Below are 19,272 nucleotides of genomic sequence, written 5' to 3'. Positions count from 1 at the left end.
CCTGTGCTTTTATTTCCGGCATTCGAAACCGAAATTCCACGCTGCCGTATTTTGCCCACATGGTCGCGACATGGGTTTTGCGATTACGGTTTGGGATCGTCCCGAAAGCTTGCGCGAAGGGCGGCTTCGTTTAGGAAATTCCCGAACCAAGGACTGGAGCGGGTATGATTCGTCTCATTGGCTATTTCTTCGGCATCGGCACGACGCTGGCCCTTTTGGTCGCGGCGGGCGTGGCGATCTATATCGGCCATTTGTCGAAGGACCTGCCCGATTACGAGGTGCTGGCCAAATACGAGCCGCCGGTGACGACCCGCATCCACGCGTCGGATGGCGCGCTGATGGCCGAATATGCGCGTGAGCGGCGGCTTTATCTGCCGATTCAGGCGATCCCGGATCGTGTCAAGGCGGCCTTCCTGTCGGCCGAGGACAAGAACTTTTACAATCACCCCGGCATTGACGTGACCGGCCTTGGCCGGGCCATTGTCGTCAACCTGCAGAATGTTGGCTCGGGAAAGCGCCAGGTCGGCGCCTCGACCATCACCCAGCAGGTGGCGAAGAACTTCCTGTTGTCTTCAGACCAGACCTACGAGCGCAAGATCAAGGAGATGATCCTCGCCTTCCGCATCGAGCAGGCCTACTCGAAGGATCGCATTCTCGAGCTCTATCTCAACGAGATTTTCTTCGGCTTCGGCGCCTATGGCGTCGCCGGTGCTGCGCTAACCTATTTCGACAAATCGGTGAACGAGCTCACCGTGGCCGAAGCCGCCTATCTCGCCTCTCTGCCGAAGGGGCCGAACAACTACCATCCCTTCAAGCATGCCGATCGCGCCTTGGAGCGCCGCAACTGGGTGATCGACCAGATGGTCGAGAACGGTTACGTCACGCATGAGGAAGGCGAGAAGGCCAAGGCCGAGCCGCTCGGCGTCACGCCGCGCCGCACCGGCAACTATCTCTTCGCCGGGGAGTATTTCACCGAGGAAGTGCGTCGCCAGATCATCGCGCGCTATGGCGAGAATGCGCTCTACGAGGGCGGCCTTTCCGTCCGCACGACGCTCGATCCGAAGATGCAGCTGATTGCCCGCAAGGCCATGCAGAACGGACTTATGAAGTTCGACACGCTGCGCGGCTACCGCGGGCCGGTCACGAGCATCGACGTTTCCGGCGACTGGGGCGTGCCGCTGGGCAACGTCAAGCGGTTGGAGGACGTGCCGGAATGGTCGCTCGCCGTCGTGCTCGACAGCTCGGCCACCGGCCTGTCCATCGGCCTGCAGCCGACGCGCCAGATCTCCGGCGAAATCGTCAAGGACCGCGTCGAAGGCACTGTCAGCAAGGAAGACATGAGCTTCGCCATGCGCCACGTGGTCGACGGCAGGACCGTCAAGGCGAAGTCGCCCGCCGACGTGTTGAAGCCGGGCGACGTGATTTTCGTGCAGAAGAACGACGGCTCGGACAACAGCTACAGCTTGCGCCAGGTTCCCGAAGTGGAAGGCGGCCTGATCGCCATGGACCCGCATACCGGACGCGTCCTGGCCATGGTCGGCGGTTTCTCCTACGCGCAATCGGAGTTCAACCGGGCGACGCAGGCCATGCGCCAGCCGGGATCGTCGTTCAAGCCGATCGTCTATTCGGCCGCCCTCGACAATGGCTATACCCCCGCCTCCGTGATCATGGACGGGCCGATCACCATCCAGAGCGGCAACACGACCTGGACGCCCAAGAACTACGACGGAACGGTGGCCGGCCCGGCGACGTTGCGCTCCGGCATCGAGAAATCGCGCAATCTGATGACGGTGCGGCTTGCCAACGACATGGGCATGAAGCTGGTCGTGGAATATGCCGAGCGTTTCGGCGTCTACGACCACCTGGCGCCGTATCTGCCGATGGCGCTGGGATCCGGCGAGACGACGGTGATGCGCATGGTGTCGGCCTATTCGATCATGGCCAATGGCGGCAAGTCGATCAAGCCGTCGCTGATCGACCGCATCCAGGATCGCTACGGCAAGACCGTCTTTAGGCAGGACGAACGCGGCTGCTCGAACTGCAATGCCGCCGAGTGGCAGGACCAGCCAGAGCCGGAGCTGGTCGACAACTCCGAGCAGGTGCTCGATCCGATGACCGCCTACCAGATCACATCGATGATGGAGGGCGTCGTGCAACGCGGTACCGGCGCCACCATCAACGAGCTTGGCCGTCACATCGCCGGCAAGACCGGAACGACCAACGACGAAAAGGATGCCTGGTTCATCGGCTATACGCCGAACCTCGTTGTCGGCCTCTATATGGGCTACGATCAGCCGAAAGGTCTTGGCAAGGGCGCGACCGGCGGCGGCCTTGCCGCGCCGATCTTCAAGGATTTCATGCGCGTGGCGCTGGATGGCACGCCCAATGTCGACTTCAAGGTTCCGGAAGGCATGAAGCTGATTGCGATCAATCGCAAGACCGGCATGCGAGCCAACGCGGGCGACGCCGGAACCATCACCGAAGCCTTCAAGCCGGGTACCGGTCCCGCCGACAGCTATTGGGTGATCGGCATGGGTGCGGACGGCTCCAACGCCACCGGCGGGGCGCTGTCGCCGCAGGCCAACCAGGCCATCCAGTCGGGCGGCGGCGGGCTCTACTGACAATCGCTACATCGGGTCGGGCCGACTTGACGATGATGGTCGAGCCGGCCCATTCCGCTTTACAGGGGCCGGTGCCGTCCCTATGTATCGCGCCATCAAGCCGCCATTTAGCAACAGGACAGAACAGCCAGCCATGCGCGCGGAAACGCAAAATATTGTCGACGAGATCAGGCAGGCGATAACCCTGCTGAGGAGGCATCTTTGACTGGGATCAAGCCATAAAGCGGCTTGAGTACCTGAATGTCCGTGCCGAGGATTCGAGCCTCTGGAACGAGCCGCTGGAAGCGCAAAAGCTGATGCGCGAGCGTCAGGGCCTCGAGGAAGGTATTGCCGCGGTCAAAGGCCTCACCCAGGCCCTGGAAGACAATATCGGCCTGATCGAGCTTGGCGAGGAAGAGGGCGACGAGGGCGTAATCGCGGAGGCCGAAGCGGCGATCCGCTCGATGCGCGGCGAGGCCAAGGCGCGCCAGATCGAAACGCTGCTGTCGGGCGAGGCTGACGCCAACGATAGCTATCTGGAAGTCCATGCTGGCGCCGGCGGCACCGAAAGCCAGGACTGGGCCTCGATGCTTCTGCGCATGTATACGCGCTGGGCCGAGCGCCGCCGCTTCAAGGTCGAAGTGCTGGAAGTACATGACGGTGAAGAAGCCGGCATCAAGTCCGCCACGCTGCTGATCAAGGGCCACAACGCCTACGGCTGGCTGAAGACGGAATCCGGCGTGCATCGTCTCGTGCGGATTTCGCCCTATGACAGCAATGCGCGCCGCCACACCTCCTTCGCCAGCGTCTGGGTCTATCCCGTCATCGACGATACGATCGACATCGACGTTTCCGAATCCGACGTCCGTATCGACACGTATCGGTCGTCGGGATCGGGCGGCCAGCACGTCAACACCACCGATTCGGCCGTGCGCATAACCCATCTCGCCACCGGCATCGCGGTTGCCTGCCAGGCCGAGCGCTCCCAGCACAAGAACAAGGCCAAGGCCTGGGAAATGCTGCGCTCGCGGCTTTACGAGGAAGAGCTGAAGAAGCGCGAAGCGGTGGCGGACGCCACGGAAGCGTCGAAGAGCGATATCGGCTGGGGCCACCAGATACGGTCCTACGTGCTGCAGCCCTATCAGTTGGTGAAAGATCTGCGCACCGGTGTCGAGAGCACCAGCCCGTCGAGCGTGCTCGACGGCGACCTCGATGATTTCATGGAAGCCTCGCTGTCGCAGCGGATCGAGGGTGGCGCCGGCGAAACGGTGGCCGATATCGACTGAGGCCGCCGGGCACCAATCCGGCAGGAATGTGGGTTCATCACGCGAGAGTTACGGCCATCGTGCGAGAGTGACGAGCTCTCAATTTGCACCTACCTGTCGTTCTACAACTTTGTTTTTCGTAGAGTTTTTCAAAATCGATTTCCGCTTTTGACGCGGATGCCTCGGGCCTGCCGGTGCCAAGCCTGGAACCAGCGCGAGCCAAATCCCGTTATTGGCGATCCCTCTGCCGGGGGTCGACGAGGTTCGTCAACCAGGGCGGCAGGTTGGTTCCGGCTGCAGAGGTCGGCGTTCGATTGCGACAGCAATTCCTTGCGCCAACCAAGGAATCAGCCCAGCATTCATGCGCTGGGGAGGAAAAAAGCATTTATGGCCGGACGCGGCGTATCTGCGACCTGACGATCCGGCCACTGGGAAGACACGTTCCGGGAACGGGCAAGCGAAATGCTTGACAACCGTTGATAGGAACTGCGCTCATGCCTGCTCTCACAACCAGACCGGCCCCAGTCGCCCGCACGGCGCGCCGACTCCTGAATTCACTTGTCGCGGCAGTGGTTTTGATTGCTGCCGCCATTCCATTTGCGGCGCCTGCTCTGGCGCATGATGCCAAGCCGACCGCGGCAATGCCGCAAGGCTGGAGCTATCCGTTCTCCTGCTGCTCGGGCTATGATTGCCGCGAGGTCTCTCAGACATCGATCAGCGAACGTCCCGAGGGCTATGTCATCAAAGGAACCGGGGAAGTCGTGGCCTATAGCGACAAGCGGATCAAGAATTCGCCCGACGGCGAATATCATTGGTGCTCCGTTGCCGGTGCCAATGACGGAAAGACCATCTGCCTGTTCGTGCCCCCATCGTCCTACTAGCGCATGACGCCCAAAAGCTTGCCCACGGGCTGACCCGAGCGTGTGCAGCGGTTTTGGATCGATGGGCCTTCGATCTGTGCATCGCAGGCTCACAGGTCTGCTGACCGGCAGTTGTCAGGAGCGTTTCTTTATGCTGCCTTTGCCGTACGGGGCGGCGGCATTGTGAGGGACCAATTCATGACCATCAAGGCAAGCTGCCACTGCAAGGCGACGACGTTCGAGGTTTCGCAAGCGCCGCAGACAGTGACGCGATGCACCTGTTCCTTCTGTTCGAAACGCGGTTCGTTGTGGGCCTATTACACCCCATCGCAATTCAGACTCACCAGCCCGCCCGAGAATGTTTCGTTCTACCAGTGGGGATCGAAAACCATAAAACACGGTTTTTGCGCCACCTGCGGCTGCGGCACCTTCACCGAGACGCCGGACTGGTCGACAGGCGAGCCGAATTTCGACAATCCGAAGATCAGCGTGAACTCGCGGCTGTTCGACGATTTCGATCTCGACAAGGTCGAAGTGGTGGTCATCGACGGCAAGAATCTCTGGTAGCCGATCGAATTGGGGTGGTCGCGCGAGCCGCTGCAGGCGTGTGGAATTGAGCCGGGGAAAGCCGCGGCAACGGCTTTTGCTGGTCCGTTTTTCGCCGCATTTCATGGTACAAGTCGCTGGAAGGGCTGATGCGGTGCGCCGTTGCGCGACCGTGGAATGGAGAGGGACCACCATATGAAAAAGATTGTGCTCGCCGTCGTGGCGACGGCTGTGCTCGTGAGCGCATGCACCACCGATCCCTACACCGGGGAACAGAAGGTTTCCAACACCGCTGCCGGCGCCGGTCTCGGTGCTTTGGCGGGTGCCGGGCTCGGCATGCTTGCCGGCGGTAACGACCGCCGCAACGCGCTGATCGGCGCGGGCATCGGCGCGCTTGCCGGCGGTGCCATCGGTGCCACCATGGACCAGAACGAGGCCGAACTGCGCCGACAGCTTCAGGGCACCGGCGTCAGCGTCACCCGCACCGGCGACCAGATCATCCTCAATATGCCGTCCGACATCACCTTCAACGTCGACCAGGACGCGGTGAAGGCCGGTTTCTATCCGGTGCTGAATTCGGTTGCCCTTGTGCTGAAAAAGTTCCGGCAGACCACCGTCGACGTGTTCGGCCACACCGACTCGACCGGCGGCGACGAGCACAATTTCGACCTGTCGCAGCGCCGTGCTTTGGCGGTCGCCAACTATCTGTCCGGACAGGGCGTCGATTCCCGCCGCTTCGCCGTCACCGGCTTCGGCAAGACGCGTCCGATCGCCTCCAATGCGACGGCTGCCGGCCGGGCTCAGAACCGCCGCGTCGAGATCCAGCTGTCGCCGCTCACCTGAGGCAAGCACATGAACCGAGAGCGGCCCCGCAAGGGGCCGCTCTAATGGTTATGCCGGACCACCGGCCGCCGGCGCCCTTCGTTCGCGATATCAGGACCGGGCCGGCTGTTCGACAATTGCGGCAACGATCCGGCGCACGATCGGAAGCACAATCAGCAGGCTGGGAAACGCAACAAGCCATGAAGCGCCCCACGCATAGCTCCAGGCCGCTATAAACCCGTTAGTCCAGCCTGCGCCGATTGCCGTCGAAACCGCCGAGACAATCGAGGACATCAGAATCGAAAGAACCAACGGCATCACCACCGCGCCGTAGGAGGGCGGCAGCTTTCTCAACTTGAAGGCTCGGTCCGGTGATGCTTGCATCGAAATCTCCTAATAAAAAAATATGCGTAGGCGCTATTGTGAGGACGATCAGGCGGCATATGCCGTCTGCAGCGCCAATTCCCGAATGAAGCTTCGCAGCGAACGCGGCTCGCGGCCAAGCACGGCACGCAACGTCAGGCTGTTCCCGCCGAGGCCGTATTTGGCGTAGTGGCTGTGTACTTTGGCCAGCATCTGCAACTGCCGGTCCGTATAGGGAAGGCGGGCCTTCGCCGCCCAGTCCTGAAATGTCGGCTCGCCCGCCGAAACCGGCCGGCCAAGCGCTTCGCTCATCATGGCGACGACCTCTTCGCGGCTGTGCATACCGTCGGCGCACAGCTCGAGGGTCGCATAGGACAAACGCGTTTCGGTCAGTGCGATTGCCGCAACTTCAGCCACATCGCGATAGTCGACGCGGGCGAGCTTCGCCGTCCTTGGAAACGGCTCGGCGAAAACGCCGTGCTCGACGACGGACGGCCAGGCCGCCGCGATATTTTGCATGAAATTGGCCGGGTGCAGAATGGTGTACTCCATGTTCGTCGAATAGAGGGCAGCTTCAACGGGTACCTTGCTTGCATGGTTTTCCAGCCTCGTATTGGTCGGCTGGATCACCGACGAAAAGACGAACTTTCGAACGCCTGCTCGCGCCGCCGCCTCAACCATGGCAACCCCCATGGCGGCTTCGTCGGGAGCAAAGGCCGGTCCGATGTGAAAGACACCGTCGACACCTTCCACGGCCTGCTCAAGGCTCCGATGGTCGCGCAGATCTCCGATCGCGATCTCGGATGCACCGGCTTTCTGGGCTTTTTCGGCACTCGCGGCGTCACGAACAAGCGCCCGAATCCTGGCATTGCGGCGGACGAGTTCAGGCACCACCAAACCGGCAACGCGGCCTGCGGCGCCTACGATCAGGACCGTTGGACTGGGTGTTCGCATGACGATCTCCTTCCCTCAAGTCTGCCTTTCGGCCTATGCAGGGAAGATAAAATCTAGCGAACTGCGTTACAATTGATCGATTTTGCGATAGTTTCTCCCGATTTTCGGGAGAAAGGAGCGATGAGCCGGATAGATGATTTCGAAGCCTTCATTGCCATTGTCGAGCACGGCAGCCTGACGGCTGCCGCACGCCGGCTGAACCGCTCACTGCAGTCGGTCAGTCGGTCCTTGGCGACATTGGAGGAATCCATCGGGGTCGAGCTTCTGCACAGGACGACACGCCGCTCGACGCCGAGCGAAGCCGGAGCGGCTTTTTTCCAGCGCATCAAACCCGCCGTCGAGGAAATTAACGAAGCCAGGCTTCAGGCGGCCAACCGACGGTCGGAGCCGTCGGGCATCCTGCGTGTGAGTGCCCCGGTTCTGTTCGGCCCGGATTTCCTGATGCCGGTCATCGCCGACTGTATGCGGACATATCCCCGCGTCGAGGTTGACCTCCAGCTTTCCGATGAATTTGTCGATCTTGATGCCGAGGGTCTCGATTTGGCGGTCCGGATCGGCAATTTGCCGGATTCCAATTTACGTGCGAAGCGGCTGGGGGCGTTGCGGCGCGTCGTGTTCGGCGCACCTGCCTACTTCCAGCAACGCGGCCGACCGGCCCATCCGCTTGAATTGCGTGAGCACGATTGCATCGTACGAACTGTCGACGGCCGCCCGGGCGAATGGATGTTTCAGATTGAAGGCAAGCCCCGGTCGGTGAAGGTCGCGGGCACTTTCCGGTCGAATTTGATGATATCCATCTATGCAGCCGCGGTTCACGGATTGGGTCTGGGCTACTCGCCGCTTTGGCAGATAAAACACCTGGTGGACGACGGCCGCCTGGAACTGGTTCTGACCGAATTCGAGCCTGTGCCGGTGCCGATACACGCCGTGTGGCCGGAAGGCAGATCATCCTCCGCCAAAGTTCGCGCTTTTCTGGACCTGCTGGCATCCCGCCTGGAGCTCAAGAACCTTTAGGGCGCAAAACTAATCTGAGCGCCGATCTTACCTCATCGACATCAAGTTCGTGATCAGAACTGCCTTGGCGGCGTTGACCACGGGTTGATGGACCTCCGAATGACCGATGTCATTCAGCTGATCGGTCGTCAAATTTGCCAATGCCCTGCGTCTTGCGACGGTCCGCCGCCACCCCGTGAAGGCAGTGATCATCATTGCTGCGCTTTTCAGGCCAGACCCAAGCCAGCGGCGTTTGGACGCGCTGCTGCCGGCGCGAGTTCCCGTGTGAGCCATTTCTTAGTCTCCCGTTTCGAGTTTGCGGGTGGGAGCGTGCCACGCAGGTGTTTTCGGGCTGTTCGGCTGTGCGTGAACAATTGGGAGGAGTCCGACGATCCGCCGTTAAATCGGTGTTAAATCAATCTACCGAGATGCTATTCTGTCGCTGCGGTCAAAGTCTGGAGACGATTTGTGCGCATCCGGTTGCTTGGTGGCCTGGAGGTTACTTCCCCGGAGCACCGGCCCGTCCGGTTCGCCACACGCAAGACTTCGCTTCTTTTTGCTGCTCTGGTTCTCGCAGGCCGCCGCGGCCATCGTCGCGAGCAGCTTTCCGAAGCCTTTTGGCCGGGGCGAAGCAATGGGCAAGCCCGCAATAGTCTGCGGCAAGCGCTTGTCGACATCAGGCGCTCGTTCCCGGCCAGCTTGGATGCCACCGTCTACATCGATGGGGATCAGGAGACCGTCGTGCTGATTGCCGGTCCGGATGAGGCGGACATCTCGGTGTTCGACCGGAAATTAGAGGAGGGCCGGACCACCGATCTCGCCTTCGCAGCCGATCTCTATCGCGGTGAGCTGCTTGCCGGGCAAACGATTCCTGACGAACTGGACGAGTGGTTTGGACCGTATCTGAGCAAGTATCAGCGCAAGGCGCTGCAGTTGGTCGATCGGCTGAGCCTGGCGCTGCCCGCACCCGGCTCAGCGGAAGAGACGGCCTGCGAAGGGCTCGCGGAGAGATTGCTCGCCTCGGATCCGACGGCGGAGGCAGCCCATCGGGCGCTTATCCGCATCCACGCTCATCGAGGTCACGAAAACGCGGCCTTGCGCCAGGTCGAGCTGTGTCGGGCAGCTTTAAAAAAACATCTGAATGCGGACCCAGAGGAGCAGACAAGCTCACTTGCGGCTTCCCTGCAGTCCCGTGAAAGAACTGAACGTCAGCGGCCTGAGCCAAGCTCTGCCGCCGCATCACTGGCGCAGGTTCTGGCGGCCCCGACGAGGCGCGACGACCAGCCGTCGATTGCGGTGCTGCCGTTTCAGAATCTAAGCGGTGATGTGGAGCAGGAATATTTCGCCGACGGCATGGTGGAAGACATTGTCACCGCCTTGGCTCACTTTCGTCACCTGTTCGTGGTCGCACGGAATTCGAGCTTCACCTACAGGGGACGGTCCATAGACATAAAGCAGGTCGGGCGTGAGCTGGGCGTGCGCTATGTGGTCGAGGGAAGTGTTCGCCGGGCGGGCGACCGCCTGCGCATCGCCGGGCAGCTCATCGACACCTCGACGGGGGCCTATCTCTGGGCCGACCGTTTTGATGGAACGCTCGCCGAAGTTTTCAGTCTGCAGGACCAGGTCGCCTCGAGCATCGTCGGCGCAATCACACCGAAAATGGAGGAGGCTGAGATCGAGCGTGCCAAACGCAAACCGACAGAAAGCCTCGATGCTTATGACTACTATCTCCGCGGGCTGGCGGCCTTTGACCGAACGATCACTAGTAGATCGGCGATTGACGACGCCTTGCGCCTCTTCATGAAGGCGATCGACCGTGACCCGGAGTTCGCGATAGCCCATGCGCGGGCGGCGCGGTGCTACGCTACCCGAAAAAGCAACGGCTGGATGGTCGACCGTGCAGAAGAGATTGCCGAAGCTACTCGACTGGCCAGGAGAGCGGTCGAACTCGGAAGGGACGATGCAATTGCGCTTTCCTACGGTGGATACGTCCTCGGCTACGTAGGCGGCGACCTTGATGATAGTGCGGCTTGCATCGATCGCGCGCTCGCTCTCAACCCGAACTTGGCCGCTGCTTTGGGCGTCAGCAGCTGGGTGAGGGCTTGCTTGGGCGAGCCAGGCAAGGCCATCGAGCACGCCGCGCTTGCCATGCGCCTAAGCCCATTGGATCCACGCCTGTTCGCTTGGCAGTTCAACACCGGGCTCGCTCATTTTTGTGCAGGCCACTACGATGACGCCGTCGCTTGGGCGGGAAAGTCGCTGCGGCACCAGCCGAACTACGTGAGCGCGATGCGTGTAGTGGCGGCGGGTCATGCCCTTGCGGGGCGCCTAACGGAAGCGCAGCAAATGATGGCCCGGCTTTGCGAGTTCGATCCCTCGCTGCGGCTTTCGAATCTCGCCGAGGTGCTGCCGCCGTTTTATCGACCGGACGATCGCAGCAGATATATCGAAGGCCTTCGCAAGGCGGGCCTGCCGGACTAACCCCATCTCAGCGCGAAGCGAGGCTGTCTTATGCAGGTTTCGGTGCTTCGCGCGTCCGCAGGACGCACAAGCGCTGCAGCATCAGACCTTGGCGACGATCCGCATGAAGGCCGGCATGTCGTCGCCGAAGCCGACGGTCGCGTCATTGTCTTCCTGTCGCTGGCGGGCAGGGCGCTCGCGCTGCGGCCTGGTGTCGCCGCGTTCGGGCGCGCGCCTTTCGTTGCGATCCGGCGAAGCCTTCCGTTCAGGTGAAGCCTGGCGTTCGCTGTTTTCCGACCGGATCGCCTCTTTGCGGGTACGCCGCTCGTCGATGTCGGCGACGGTGGCTTCGGCCACGACTGGCTGTTCCTCGCTAACCGCTTCCGGCGCCGCTTCCTCGCTGCGCTTGACGTGGCGTTCACGCGGTTTGCGCTCGCCCCTGTCCTTGGCGTCGGCGTCGTCCTTGCGGCCGGCACGGCGTGGCGCACCGCGGCCACGGCGCGGGGCCTCATCCTCGCCGCCTTCGCTGGCAACGACCGTCGACAAATCGCCGTCATGCCACTCGATCTTCGTGCCGATCAGCCGCTCGATGGCGTCGATGTATTTGGTGTCCGACTTGGTCGCGATGGTGAAGGATTTGCCCGAGCGCCCGGCGCGGCCGGTACGGCCGATGCGGTGGACGTAATCCTCCGCGTGGATCGGCACGTCGTAATTGAAGACATGGCTGACATCGGGAATGTCGAGGCCGCGCGCCGCGACATCCGAAGCAACGAGGTAGCGCAGCTTGCCGTCACGGAAATTGGCAAGCATCTGCATGCGCGCGCGCTGGTCCATGTCGCCATGCAGGGCGCCGGCGTCGAAATCATATTTCAGCAGCGAGCGGAACAGCTCCGATACCTCGATCTTGCGGTTGCAGAAGATGATGGCGTTCTTCAGCTCGGCATCCTCGGCTTTCATCAAATTGCGCAGCGTCTCGCGCTTGTCCCACGGCTTTGGCCCGGATTTCACCAGCCGCTGGATAATGTTGGTGGCGGCCGATGCTGCCTTCGACACTTCGACGCGCACCGGCGCGTGCAGGAATTTCTCGGTGAGCTTGGTGATTTCCGGCGGCATCGTCGCCGAGAAGAACAGCGTCTGCCTGGTGAACGGGATCATCTCGCAGATACGCTCGATGTCGGGGATGAAGCCCATGTCGAGCATGCGGTCGGCCTCGTCGATGACGAGGATCTCGACACCATTGAGCAGGAGCTTGCCGCGCTCGCGATGGTCGAGCAGGCGGCCGGGAGTCGCGATCAGCACATCGGCGCCGCGCTCGAGCTTCTTGTCCTGCTCGTCGAAGGACACGCCGCCGATCAGCAGTGCGATGTTGAGCTTGTGGTTCTTGCCGTATTTGACGAAGTTTTCCTCGACCTGCGCGGCGAGCTCGCGCGTCGGCTCGAGGATCAGCGTGCGCGGCATGCGGGCGCGGGCGCGGCCCTTTTCCAGCCGGGTGAGCATCGGCAGGACGAAGGACGCCGTCTTGCCGGTGCCGGTCTGGGCTATCCCCAGCACGTCCTTGCCGAGCAAGGCGTGAGGGATGGCGCCAGCCTGGATCGGCGTCGGCTCGGTGTAGCCGGCATCGGTAACTGCGGAAAGGACCTTCGGCGACAGGCCAAGGTCTGCAAAGGTCAACGCTTCTTGAGCGATCTGGGTGTCTGAGGACAAGTTTGGCTGTCTTTGGCTGGTTCGGGGGCGCAACATATGCAGTCGCGGCAAGCGCCGCGCGCCTGCAAGATTGGTATTGCAGGTAGGCGCAAGCCCACGATTTGTCAACACAAACGGGCGGCATTGGCGCGATTGTGAAGTCGTAACCTTAATCGCGATGCTTAATTTGCGCAGTGGCCGCTGCGCCGGCTCAATACCTGAACTGTTCGGCGAGAATGCGCTCGTTCCACGAATGGTTGGGATCGAACAGCAGCGTCGCCGTTGCCGTCGGCGATTCCCTCACCGTGACCGTCGTCACCGCCTTGACCTCGGTGTGGTCGGCGGCGGCATTCACCGGCCGCTTTTCCGGCTCCAGAATGTCGAAACGCACGATCGCCTTGTTGGAGAGCAGCGCGCCGCGCCAGCGGCGCGGACGAAACGGGCTGACCGGGGTCAGCGCCAGCAGCGGAGCGTCGAGCGGCAGGATCGGCCCGTGCGCCGACAGATTATATGCGGTCGAGCCGGCCGGCGTCGCAATCATCACGCCGTCGCAGTGCAATTCCTCCAGCCGCTCCTGCCCATCCACGGTGATGCGGATCTTGGCCGTCTGGTACGACTGGCGCCAAAGCGCGACCTCGTTGATCGCGAGCGCCGAAATCGTCTCGCCTTCGGCCGTCACCGCCTGCATCTCCAGCGGACGGATCGTTTCGGCAACGGCCGCCGCGATGCGCCCGGTCAAGCCGCTGGCGCGGTATTCGTTCATCAGGAAACCGATGGTGCCACGGTTCATGCCGTAGACCTTCTTTCCCGTGCTCATCGTCTCACGCAGGGTCTGCAGCAGAAAGCCGTCGCCGCCGAGCGCCACGACGATCCTGGCTTCTTCGACGGATGCCTGGCCGTAGCGTGCCGAAAGGCTTTCCAACGCCGCATTGGCGTCGGCGGTACCGGATGAGACGAAGGCGAAACGGCTGGCGGTTTTGCTCATGGCTCTCAACGACAACCGATTGGGACGACCGCCTGGCGACCGATTGGCGGCGACCGGTTGCTGGGCCGCGCCAGCGCCGGGTTAGCATGGGTGGGCATTTCTGCAAAGGGAGGGAGGTGCCTGCAGATGGCGACCAAACAAGCCGCACTCGCGCATCATGTCGGAGGACAAAATGATGTGATGGTTAAGACTCGCCTTAAACTCTCGTAAAGCCATATCGATCATGTTAGCCGGCAGCGGACGGGCGGCGTGGGGGCTAACCAGTCGAGGCCGATCTATTGCCGCTGGCACGCTTGATTATTGTCTTCCTGATGCTGGCAAGTTTTGCCCTGGCTTTCGCGGAACTGGTGCGCCAGTCGGAGGAAAAGAGCTTTAGACCCGAGCCCACGGCCTCACGCTGCGGCGACGCGGCGGGGACACCCTGTCCGCAAAGGGCGCTTTGACGCCATAGCGCCAGTGCTTATCGGGCTTGCAACAGATGGCAGCCGGCCTGGCGCTTTTGCGCGAGATACTCGTCGACAAGCTGGCGATAGCGGACTTTGCCGAAGCTCGGGAAATGGCCGCCGTGCACGACCGAGACATCGAGATCGCGCATGCGCAGCAGCGTTTCGACATAATCGTCGATATCGGAGTGATAGACGTCGTCGATCAGCGGGCCGTCATAGATGATGTCGCCGGAAAACAGGATGCCCGTCCTGTTTTCGTAGAGCGCAATGCCGCCGGGTGAATGGCCGGGCGTGTGGATGACCTCGAAGGCACGGTCGCCGAGATCGACGATGTCGCCTTGCTCGAGCAACCGGCCGGCTGGTGCGGGCAGGATCTGGTAGCGCTTCGTGTCCCAACCTTGCGGCATGCCGTCGAACATCTCGTCAGTGGCATAGCGGTCGGCAACCGTCCATTCGTTGCGTGGATCGGCGAGGATTTCGGCCTCGGCCGGGTGCACGCAGCGGTCGGGAAATTCGTGATGGCAGCCGATATGATCGAAATGCGTGTGGCTGGCCACGCAGGTGAGCTTGCGCTCCGTGACCAGCGGCACGTGGCGGCGCAGGCTGAAATGGCCGAGGCCGGTGTCGAACAGAAGATCGCGGTCGCGGCCGCGCACATGCCAGATGTTGCAGCGGAAGAACGGCTTGATCCACGGCTCGTGGATCAGCGTCACGCCATCGCCCATGCGGATAGTTTCGTACCAGTCAGGAGCGTCGATGATTGGAAGCGTGCTCATGTTTGGTCCGCAAGCAGGATGATGTCGCCAGCATCGCACGATACCGCGACAACGTCGCCCGGCTGGACGGCCGATGCTGCCGCGACCTTGGCGATGAAGTGCAGCGCCGGGTCGGTCGTGGAGGTCCCCAGCACACGCTTGAAGCTGCCCTGGAAGACGACGTCGCTGACCTTGGCCGTACCGAGCGCCACAGCACCGCCGGCACCGCCGAGAACAAGATGCTCCGGGCGGATGGCCAGCGCAACGGTCGAGCCGGCTGGCAATGTGCCGGGCAGCGAGAGCGACCCAAGTTTCGTGGTGACGGTGATTTTGCCGCTCTTCGCCTCCGTCACCGTTCCCGATATCAGCGTGCTTTCGCCCATGAAAGTCGCGGAAAAGCGCGTCGCTGGCCGTGCATAGACGCGCTCGGGCGGTCCTTCGTCCTCGATGCGCCCGTCATTCATCACCACGCAATGATCGGCCAGCGCCATCGCCTCTTCCTGGTCGTGAGTGACGTGGATGAAGGCGGTGCCGACGCGTTTCTGGATCGCCTTCAACTCGTCCTGCATCTGCCGGCGCAATTTCAGGTCGAGCGCGCCGAGCGGCTCGTCGAGCAACAGCACCGCCGGCTCGACCACCAGGGCGCGCGCCAGTGCCACGCGCTGCCGCTGACCGCCGGAAAGTTGGTGCGGCTTCTTGTCGAAGGCGGTGGCGAGCCCGACCAGCGCCAGCGCCTCGCGCGCCCTTGCTGCCCGGGTTGCGGCATCGACACCCCGCATGCGCAGGCCGAAGCCGACATTGCTGCCGACGCTCATATGCGGAAACAGCGCGTAGTCCTGGAACACGGTGGTCGTCGGCCGCTTCGCCGGTGGCACGGCGGTGCAGTCCTCGCCGCGGATCAGCACCTTGCCTTCGCTCGGCGTGACGAAGCCGCCGAGGATGGACAAAAGCGTCGTCTTGCCGGAGCCGGACGGCCCGAGCAGGATCGTGTAGCTGCCCGGCTCGATCGTCAGCGAGACGTTCTTCAGCACGGTGTGCTGACCGAAGCGATGCGAGACAGAGCTTATATCGACCAGTGGCGCGGTCATGCCGGCTTCCTCCGCAACAGCATCAGCTCGAACAATACCACCAGTACGATGGAGACGGCGAAGACCAGCGAGCCGACGGCGTTGGTCTTGGGATTGAGGCCGGAGCGCAGCAGGTTCCAGATCTCGACCGGCAGCGTCGTGTCGAAGCGCGTCAACAGGAACGAGATGACGAATTCGTCCCAGGAGAAGGTCATCGACAGGAAGAAGCCGGCGAAGATGGCCGGCGCCATGACGGGCACGGTGATCAGCAGCAGCACCTTCCATTCGGGCGCGCCGAGGTCGCGCGCGGCGCGCTCGATATTGATCTGGTGGTCGCCCATCTGGCTGTAGACGATGGCAAAGCAGAGCGGCAGGTTGATCACCACATGGCCGATGCCGGCGGCAGTGAGCGACTTCGGCACGCCGGCCCAGTTGAACAGCACCAGCAGCCCCATGCCGATGATGAGATAGCTGACGGTCAAGGGCAAGGTGATCACCCCGCGCATCAGGCCCGAGCCCGGCAAGGCGAAGCGCGCAAAACCCCAGGCGGAGAGAAAGCCCAACGTGACGGCGACAGCCGAGGAGACGACCGCCACCAGCAGCGAATTGACCAGAGCCGAAGTCAGCCGCGTGTCGGCGAGCACGGCCTCGTACCAGCGCAGCGACGGCCCGGTGAAGGGCGGGATCGGAAACGACGTCGCCTGCAGCGAAAACAGCACCAGCACCACCACCGGCAGGAAGATGAAGCCATAGATGGCGATGGCATAAAGGCCGGAGACGAGGCGGATGAGCGCGCGCATGGTCAGGCCCGCTCGATCTTCAGCCAGCGGGAGCAGGCGAGGTAGGCGATAGTGACCACCGCCATCAGGATGATCGACAGCGCCGAGGCGAGCGGAAAGTCGCCGCGCCGGCCGATCTGCATCATGACGAGTTGCGGCATCAACAGCTCGTTGTTGCCGCCGAGGATCTGCGGCGTGATGTAGTCGCCGATGCATAGCACGAAGGTGAGGAAGGCGCCGACCATGATGCCAGGCAGCGTCAGCGGCAGAACGACATGCAGGAATGTGCGCATCGGCCCGGCGCCGAGATCGGCGGCGGCCTTGCGGTAGCTGGGGCTGAGCTGCTTCAGATTGGCGAAGATCGTCAGCGTCAACAGCATGACGAAGAAATGCACGAAGCCGGTGACCGTCGCTAGCCGCGTATTGGCGAGCTGCAGTGGTTCGCCGAACAGGCCGGAGCCGGTCAACGCGCGGTTGACGACGCCGTTCTGTGCCAGCACCAGCAGCCACGAATAGGAGCGCACGACATAGGAGGTCCAGAAGGGCAGCACGGCCAGCATCAGCGCCAGCCGCTGCCAGCGCTCCGGCACCTGTTCGGCCAGAATCCAGGCAAAGGGATAGGCGAGCAGCACCGAGATCACGGTGACGATGGCGGTGACCTGCAGCGAGTTCACCATCGCCTGCCAGTAGGACGGATTGGCAAAGAACTGGCTGTAGTTGGACAGCGTGAAGCCGCCGCCTTCATGCGCCGTCAGGCTGGATACCGCCATGGCGACGAAGGGCAGCACGAAGAACAGCAGCGTCCAGCCGAGCGCCGGCGTGACCAACGCCCAGGGCAGGGGACTCTTTGCCGCAACGCTCACGACCGGCAGCCGGTCATTGCGCCTGCAGCATTTCGGTCCAGACGTCCTGCATCTTCTTGTCGAGATCGGCATTCGGCGCCGGATAGGACTGGGCGCGGGCGAGGAATTCCGGCTGCTCGTCGAAACGCAGGATCTTCTTCTGCTCGTCGCTCAGCGCCGCCTTGCTGTTGGCCGGCATGCCCCAATAGCAGGACGAGGTGGCGAGCCGCGCCTGGCCTTCGGGGCTCATAATGTACTGGATGAATTTAAGCGCCAGCTCCTTGTTCTTGGAATCCTTGAACATTGCCAGCGACTGCGACCACAGCACAGCGCCTTCTTTCGGTATCGAGAAGTCGAGGGCAGGGTTTTCCTTGGCCAGCCCCGCCGTCACCCATTCGCCGCCGCCGACCAGAATGTCGACCTCGCCGGTCGCCAGCGCCGTCTGGCTGGCGGTCACTTCGCCGACCAGCTTGGCGTTGGCCTTCATTTTGAGCAGCTCTTCCTTGATGGCGGGAAGGTCGGCTTCGGTCAGGTCGGCGGTCTTTTTGCCGATCGCCAGTGCGGCCATGCCGATGACCGGCAGGTAATAATCGTAGATGGCGATCTTGCCCTTGTATTTGTCGCCGGTCAGCGCCGCCATCGACTGCATGTCGGCCGGGTCGACCTTGGTCTTGTTGTAGCCGATCGTGTTGTAGCCGAACTTTTCGGTGATGCCGTAACGCTTGCCGTCGACGACGGTGGAGCTATCCATCTTCACCTGCGGAAACAGGTCGGCCAGCGGCAGCTTGTCTTCCGGTAGCGGCTCGAACAGGCCTTTTTCGACACCGCGCGGTACGTCGATGCTGTCGATCACCATCACGTCCCAATCGCCGGGCTGTGATTGATCGATGATGGCCAGGCCGGCGCCGGTGCCTTCGAACTCCTTGACATTGACCTTGACGCCGTTCGCCTCCTCGAACGGCTGCAGCAGCGCCGGATCGGCGTGATCGCACCAGATCAGTGCGTTGAGATCCTGCGCCTGAGCGAGGCTGCCCGCCGCCAGCAGCAGTGCTGCCGCGGCACAGGCGCCTTGGAGATGGCTCTTCAGAACGGAAAGCGGATTCCTGACGGTTGGATTGGTGGTCTTTGGATTGACGGACATCGAGTGTTCTCCCTTGCCTTTTTGGCTTGTAGGAAAAAATTGAACCAATTCTAAAATTGAGTCAATTCTGTTTTTGTGGCAAACAGCCGCTATGAGCGGATTGCGGGCAAGGCAGAAGGCGGATCGGCACCGCCGCATCATCGAGGCAGCGGCGGCGCTTTTCCGCGATGCCGGTTATGAAGGCGCCAAGATCGAGACCATCGCGGCGCAGGCCGAAGTCTCGGTCGGCACCATCTACAATTACTACCAGAACAAGGGCGACATCCTCGGCGCCATCGTCTCGATGGAGGTCAACGAGGTGCTGAATGCCGGGCGCGGCGTCGTCGCCAACCCGCCGGCCAATGTCGGCGACGCGCTGGATACGCTGCTCGGCATCTATATCGAGCACTCGCTGCATTACCTCAGCAAGGAGATGTGGCGGCAGGCGATGGCGATCTCGACGCAACTGCCCGACAGCCCGTTCGGCCAGGCCTATACCGCGCTCGACCGGGCATTGACCGAGCAGATCCGCGCGCTGATCGTCCGCCTGCAGGCGCTCGGCCTGGTGCGCCGCGACATCGACGGGCCGGCGCTCGGCGAACTCATCTTCAACAACATGAACATGATGTTCATCGAATTCGTGAAGCGCGAGGAGGCGAGGATTGCCGAACTGCGCACGGCGATACGCAGGCAGAACAGGATATTGGTGGCGGCGATCGGAGTGTAAGAAGA

General features: G+C 62.3%; 17 protein-coding genes. 8 read left to right on the top strand and 9 right to left on the bottom strand.

Going from position 1 to position 19,272, the window contains the following annotated elements; all coding sequences use genetic code 11:
- Positions 1-164: 164 nt before the first annotated feature.
- From NKI52_RS23905 to NKI52_RS23885, 5 genes are all read left to right on the top strand, one after another.
- Positions 165-2,621 (top strand): penicillin-binding protein 1A, encoded by a 2,457-nt coding sequence (locus NKI52_RS23905; protein WP_023679927.1) that lies wholly within the window; start codon positions 165-167, stop codon positions 2,619-2,621.
- A 133-nt stretch (positions 2,622-2,754) separates the two neighbouring features.
- A protein-coding gene (gene prfB, locus NKI52_RS23900) for a peptide chain release factor 2 (protein WP_156937454.1) occupies positions 2,755-3,886 on the top strand; the annotation gives its coding sequence in 2 pieces (ribosomal slippage) (positions 2,755-2,820 and positions 2,822-3,886; 1,131 coding nt in all).
- Positions 3,887-4,359: 473 nt separating this feature from the next.
- Positions 4,360-4,746 carry a hypothetical protein gene (locus NKI52_RS23895; RefSeq protein ID WP_031212810.1) on the top strand — a complete coding sequence of 129 codons (387 nt, stop codon included), beginning with the start codon at positions 4,360-4,362 and terminating at the stop codon, positions 4,744-4,746.
- A gap of 177 nt (positions 4,747-4,923) precedes the next feature.
- On the top strand, positions 4,924-5,292 hold the full coding sequence (locus NKI52_RS23890) for a GFA family protein (RefSeq protein ID WP_023679923.1): 369 nt from the start codon (positions 4,924-4,926) through the stop codon (positions 5,290-5,292).
- A 174-nt stretch (positions 5,293-5,466) separates the two neighbouring features.
- Positions 5,467-6,114, top strand: coding sequence for a YiaD family glycine zipper/OmpA-like lipoprotein (locus NKI52_RS23885; protein ID WP_023679922.1), 648 nt, complete (start codon positions 5,467-5,469; stop codon positions 6,112-6,114).
- Between the two features lie 90 nt (positions 6,115-6,204).
- Here NKI52_RS23885 and NKI52_RS23880 read toward each other — a convergent pair whose 3' ends face one another.
- The gene (locus NKI52_RS23880; RefSeq protein WP_352699915.1) at positions 6,205-6,477 is read right to left on the bottom strand and encodes a DUF2798 domain-containing protein; all 273 of its coding nucleotides are present in this window, start codon (positions 6,475-6,477) and stop codon (positions 6,205-6,207) included.
- A 48-nt stretch (positions 6,478-6,525) separates the two neighbouring features.
- On the bottom strand, positions 6,526-7,410 hold the full coding sequence (locus NKI52_RS23875; protein ID WP_352570915.1) for an NmrA/HSCARG family protein: 885 nt from the start codon (positions 7,408-7,410) through the stop codon (positions 6,526-6,528).
- 120 nt (positions 7,411-7,530) lie between these two features.
- Between NKI52_RS23875 and NKI52_RS23870 the strand changes: the two genes are divergently transcribed.
- On the top strand, positions 7,531-8,424 hold the full coding sequence (locus tag NKI52_RS23870) for a LysR family transcriptional regulator (RefSeq protein WP_352699913.1): 894 nt from the start codon (positions 7,531-7,533) through the stop codon (positions 8,422-8,424).
- A gap of 447 nt (positions 8,425-8,871) precedes the next feature.
- Positions 8,872-10,884, top strand: coding sequence for a BTAD domain-containing putative transcriptional regulator (locus NKI52_RS23865; RefSeq protein ID WP_352570917.1), 2,013 nt, complete (start codon positions 8,872-8,874; stop codon positions 10,882-10,884).
- 81 nt (positions 10,885-10,965) lie between these two features.
- Here the strand turns inward: NKI52_RS23865 and NKI52_RS23860 are convergent, their stop codons facing one another.
- The 7 genes from NKI52_RS23860 to NKI52_RS23830 all read right to left on the bottom strand — a co-directional run bounded on the left by NKI52_RS23860 (position 10,966) and on the right by NKI52_RS23830 (position 18,561).
- Positions 10,966-12,567 carry a DEAD/DEAH box helicase gene (locus NKI52_RS23860; protein WP_352570918.1) on the bottom strand — a complete coding sequence of 534 codons (1,602 nt, stop codon included), beginning with the start codon at positions 12,565-12,567 and terminating at the stop codon, positions 10,966-10,968.
- 190 nt (positions 12,568-12,757) lie between these two features.
- Positions 12,758-13,531, bottom strand: coding sequence for an NAD kinase (locus NKI52_RS23855; RefSeq protein ID WP_352699910.1), 774 nt, complete (start codon positions 13,529-13,531; stop codon positions 12,758-12,760).
- Between the two features lie 460 nt (positions 13,532-13,991).
- Positions 13,992-14,753: an MBL fold metallo-hydrolase gene (locus NKI52_RS23850; RefSeq protein WP_352578236.1), complete on the bottom strand. Its 762-nt coding sequence runs from the start codon at positions 14,751-14,753 to the stop codon at positions 13,992-13,994.
- Positions 14,750-15,820 carry an ABC transporter ATP-binding protein gene (locus NKI52_RS23845; protein ID WP_352699908.1) on the bottom strand — a complete coding sequence of 357 codons (1,071 nt, stop codon included), beginning with the start codon at positions 15,818-15,820 and terminating at the stop codon, positions 14,750-14,752. The genes NKI52_RS23850 and NKI52_RS23845 overlap by 4 nt, the downstream gene beginning before the upstream one ends.
- The gene (locus NKI52_RS23840) at positions 15,817-16,599 is read right to left on the bottom strand and encodes an ABC transporter permease (protein ID WP_352699906.1); all 783 of its coding nucleotides are present in this window, start codon (positions 16,597-16,599) and stop codon (positions 15,817-15,819) included. Before NKI52_RS23840 ends, NKI52_RS23845 begins: the two co-directional genes overlap by 4 nt.
- A 2-nt stretch (positions 16,600-16,601) precedes the next feature.
- Positions 16,602-17,441, bottom strand: coding sequence for an ABC transporter permease (locus NKI52_RS23835; RefSeq protein WP_352699904.1), 840 nt, complete (start codon positions 17,439-17,441; stop codon positions 16,602-16,604).
- Between the two features lie 13 nt (positions 17,442-17,454).
- Positions 17,455-18,561, bottom strand: a complete 1,107-nt coding sequence (locus tag NKI52_RS23830) for a polyamine ABC transporter substrate-binding protein (RefSeq protein ID WP_352699902.1) — start codon at positions 18,559-18,561, stop codon at positions 17,455-17,457.
- 91 nt (positions 18,562-18,652) lie between these two features.
- Here NKI52_RS23830 and NKI52_RS23825 point away from each other — a divergent pair, with 91 nt between their 5' ends.
- A complete protein-coding gene (locus tag NKI52_RS23825; RefSeq protein WP_023679909.1) occupies positions 18,653-19,267 on the top strand; it encodes a TetR/AcrR family transcriptional regulator in 615 nt (204 codons plus the stop codon).
- Positions 19,268-19,272 lie beyond the last annotated feature (5 nt).

This window comes from Mesorhizobium sp. M0590, from assembly GCF_040320905.1.
Taxonomy (GTDB): domain Bacteria; phylum Pseudomonadota; class Alphaproteobacteria; order Rhizobiales; family Rhizobiaceae; genus Mesorhizobium.
This window is presented reverse-complemented; position numbering and strand designations above follow the sequence as displayed.

Excerpts from the sequence above, each read along its gene's own strand:
- NKI52_RS23905 (WP_023679927.1), top strand. The coding sequence starts at position 165 with ATGATTCGTCTCATTGGCTATTTCTTCGGCATCGGCACGACGCTGGCC.
- NKI52_RS23895 (WP_031212810.1), top strand. The coding sequence starts at position 4,360 with ATGCCTGCTCTCACAACCAGACCGGCCCCAGTCGCCCGCACGGCGCGC.
- NKI52_RS23890 (WP_023679923.1), top strand. The coding sequence starts at position 4,924 with ATGACCATCAAGGCAAGCTGCCACTGCAAGGCGACGACGTTCGAGGTT.
- NKI52_RS23885 (WP_023679922.1), top strand. The coding sequence starts at position 5,467 with ATGAAAAAGATTGTGCTCGCCGTCGTGGCGACGGCTGTGCTCGTGAGC.
- NKI52_RS23880 (WP_352699915.1), bottom strand. The coding sequence starts at position 6,477 with ATGCAAGCATCACCGGACCGAGCCTTCAAGTTGAGAAAGCTGCCGCCC.
- NKI52_RS23875 (WP_352570915.1), bottom strand. The coding sequence starts at position 7,410 with ATGCGAACACCCAGTCCAACGGTCCTGATCGTAGGCGCCGCAGGCCGC.
- NKI52_RS23870 (WP_352699913.1), top strand. The coding sequence starts at position 7,531 with ATGAGCCGGATAGATGATTTCGAAGCCTTCATTGCCATTGTCGAGCAC.
- NKI52_RS23855 (WP_352699910.1), bottom strand. The coding sequence starts at position 13,531 with ATGAGCAAAACCGCCAGCCGTTTCGCCTTCGTCTCATCCGGTACCGCC.
- NKI52_RS23850 (WP_352578236.1), bottom strand. The coding sequence starts at position 14,753 with ATGAGCACGCTTCCAATCATCGACGCTCCTGACTGGTACGAAACTATC.
- NKI52_RS23845 (WP_352699908.1), bottom strand. The coding sequence starts at position 15,820 with ATGACCGCGCCACTGGTCGATATAAGCTCTGTCTCGCATCGCTTCGGT.
- NKI52_RS23840 (WP_352699906.1), bottom strand. The coding sequence starts at position 16,599 with ATGCGCGCGCTCATCCGCCTCGTCTCCGGCCTTTATGCCATCGCCATC.
- NKI52_RS23830 (WP_352699902.1), bottom strand. The coding sequence starts at position 18,561 with ATGTCCGTCAATCCAAAGACCACCAATCCAACCGTCAGGAATCCGCTT.
- NKI52_RS23825 (WP_023679909.1), top strand. The coding sequence starts at position 18,653 with ATGAGCGGATTGCGGGCAAGGCAGAAGGCGGATCGGCACCGCCGCATC.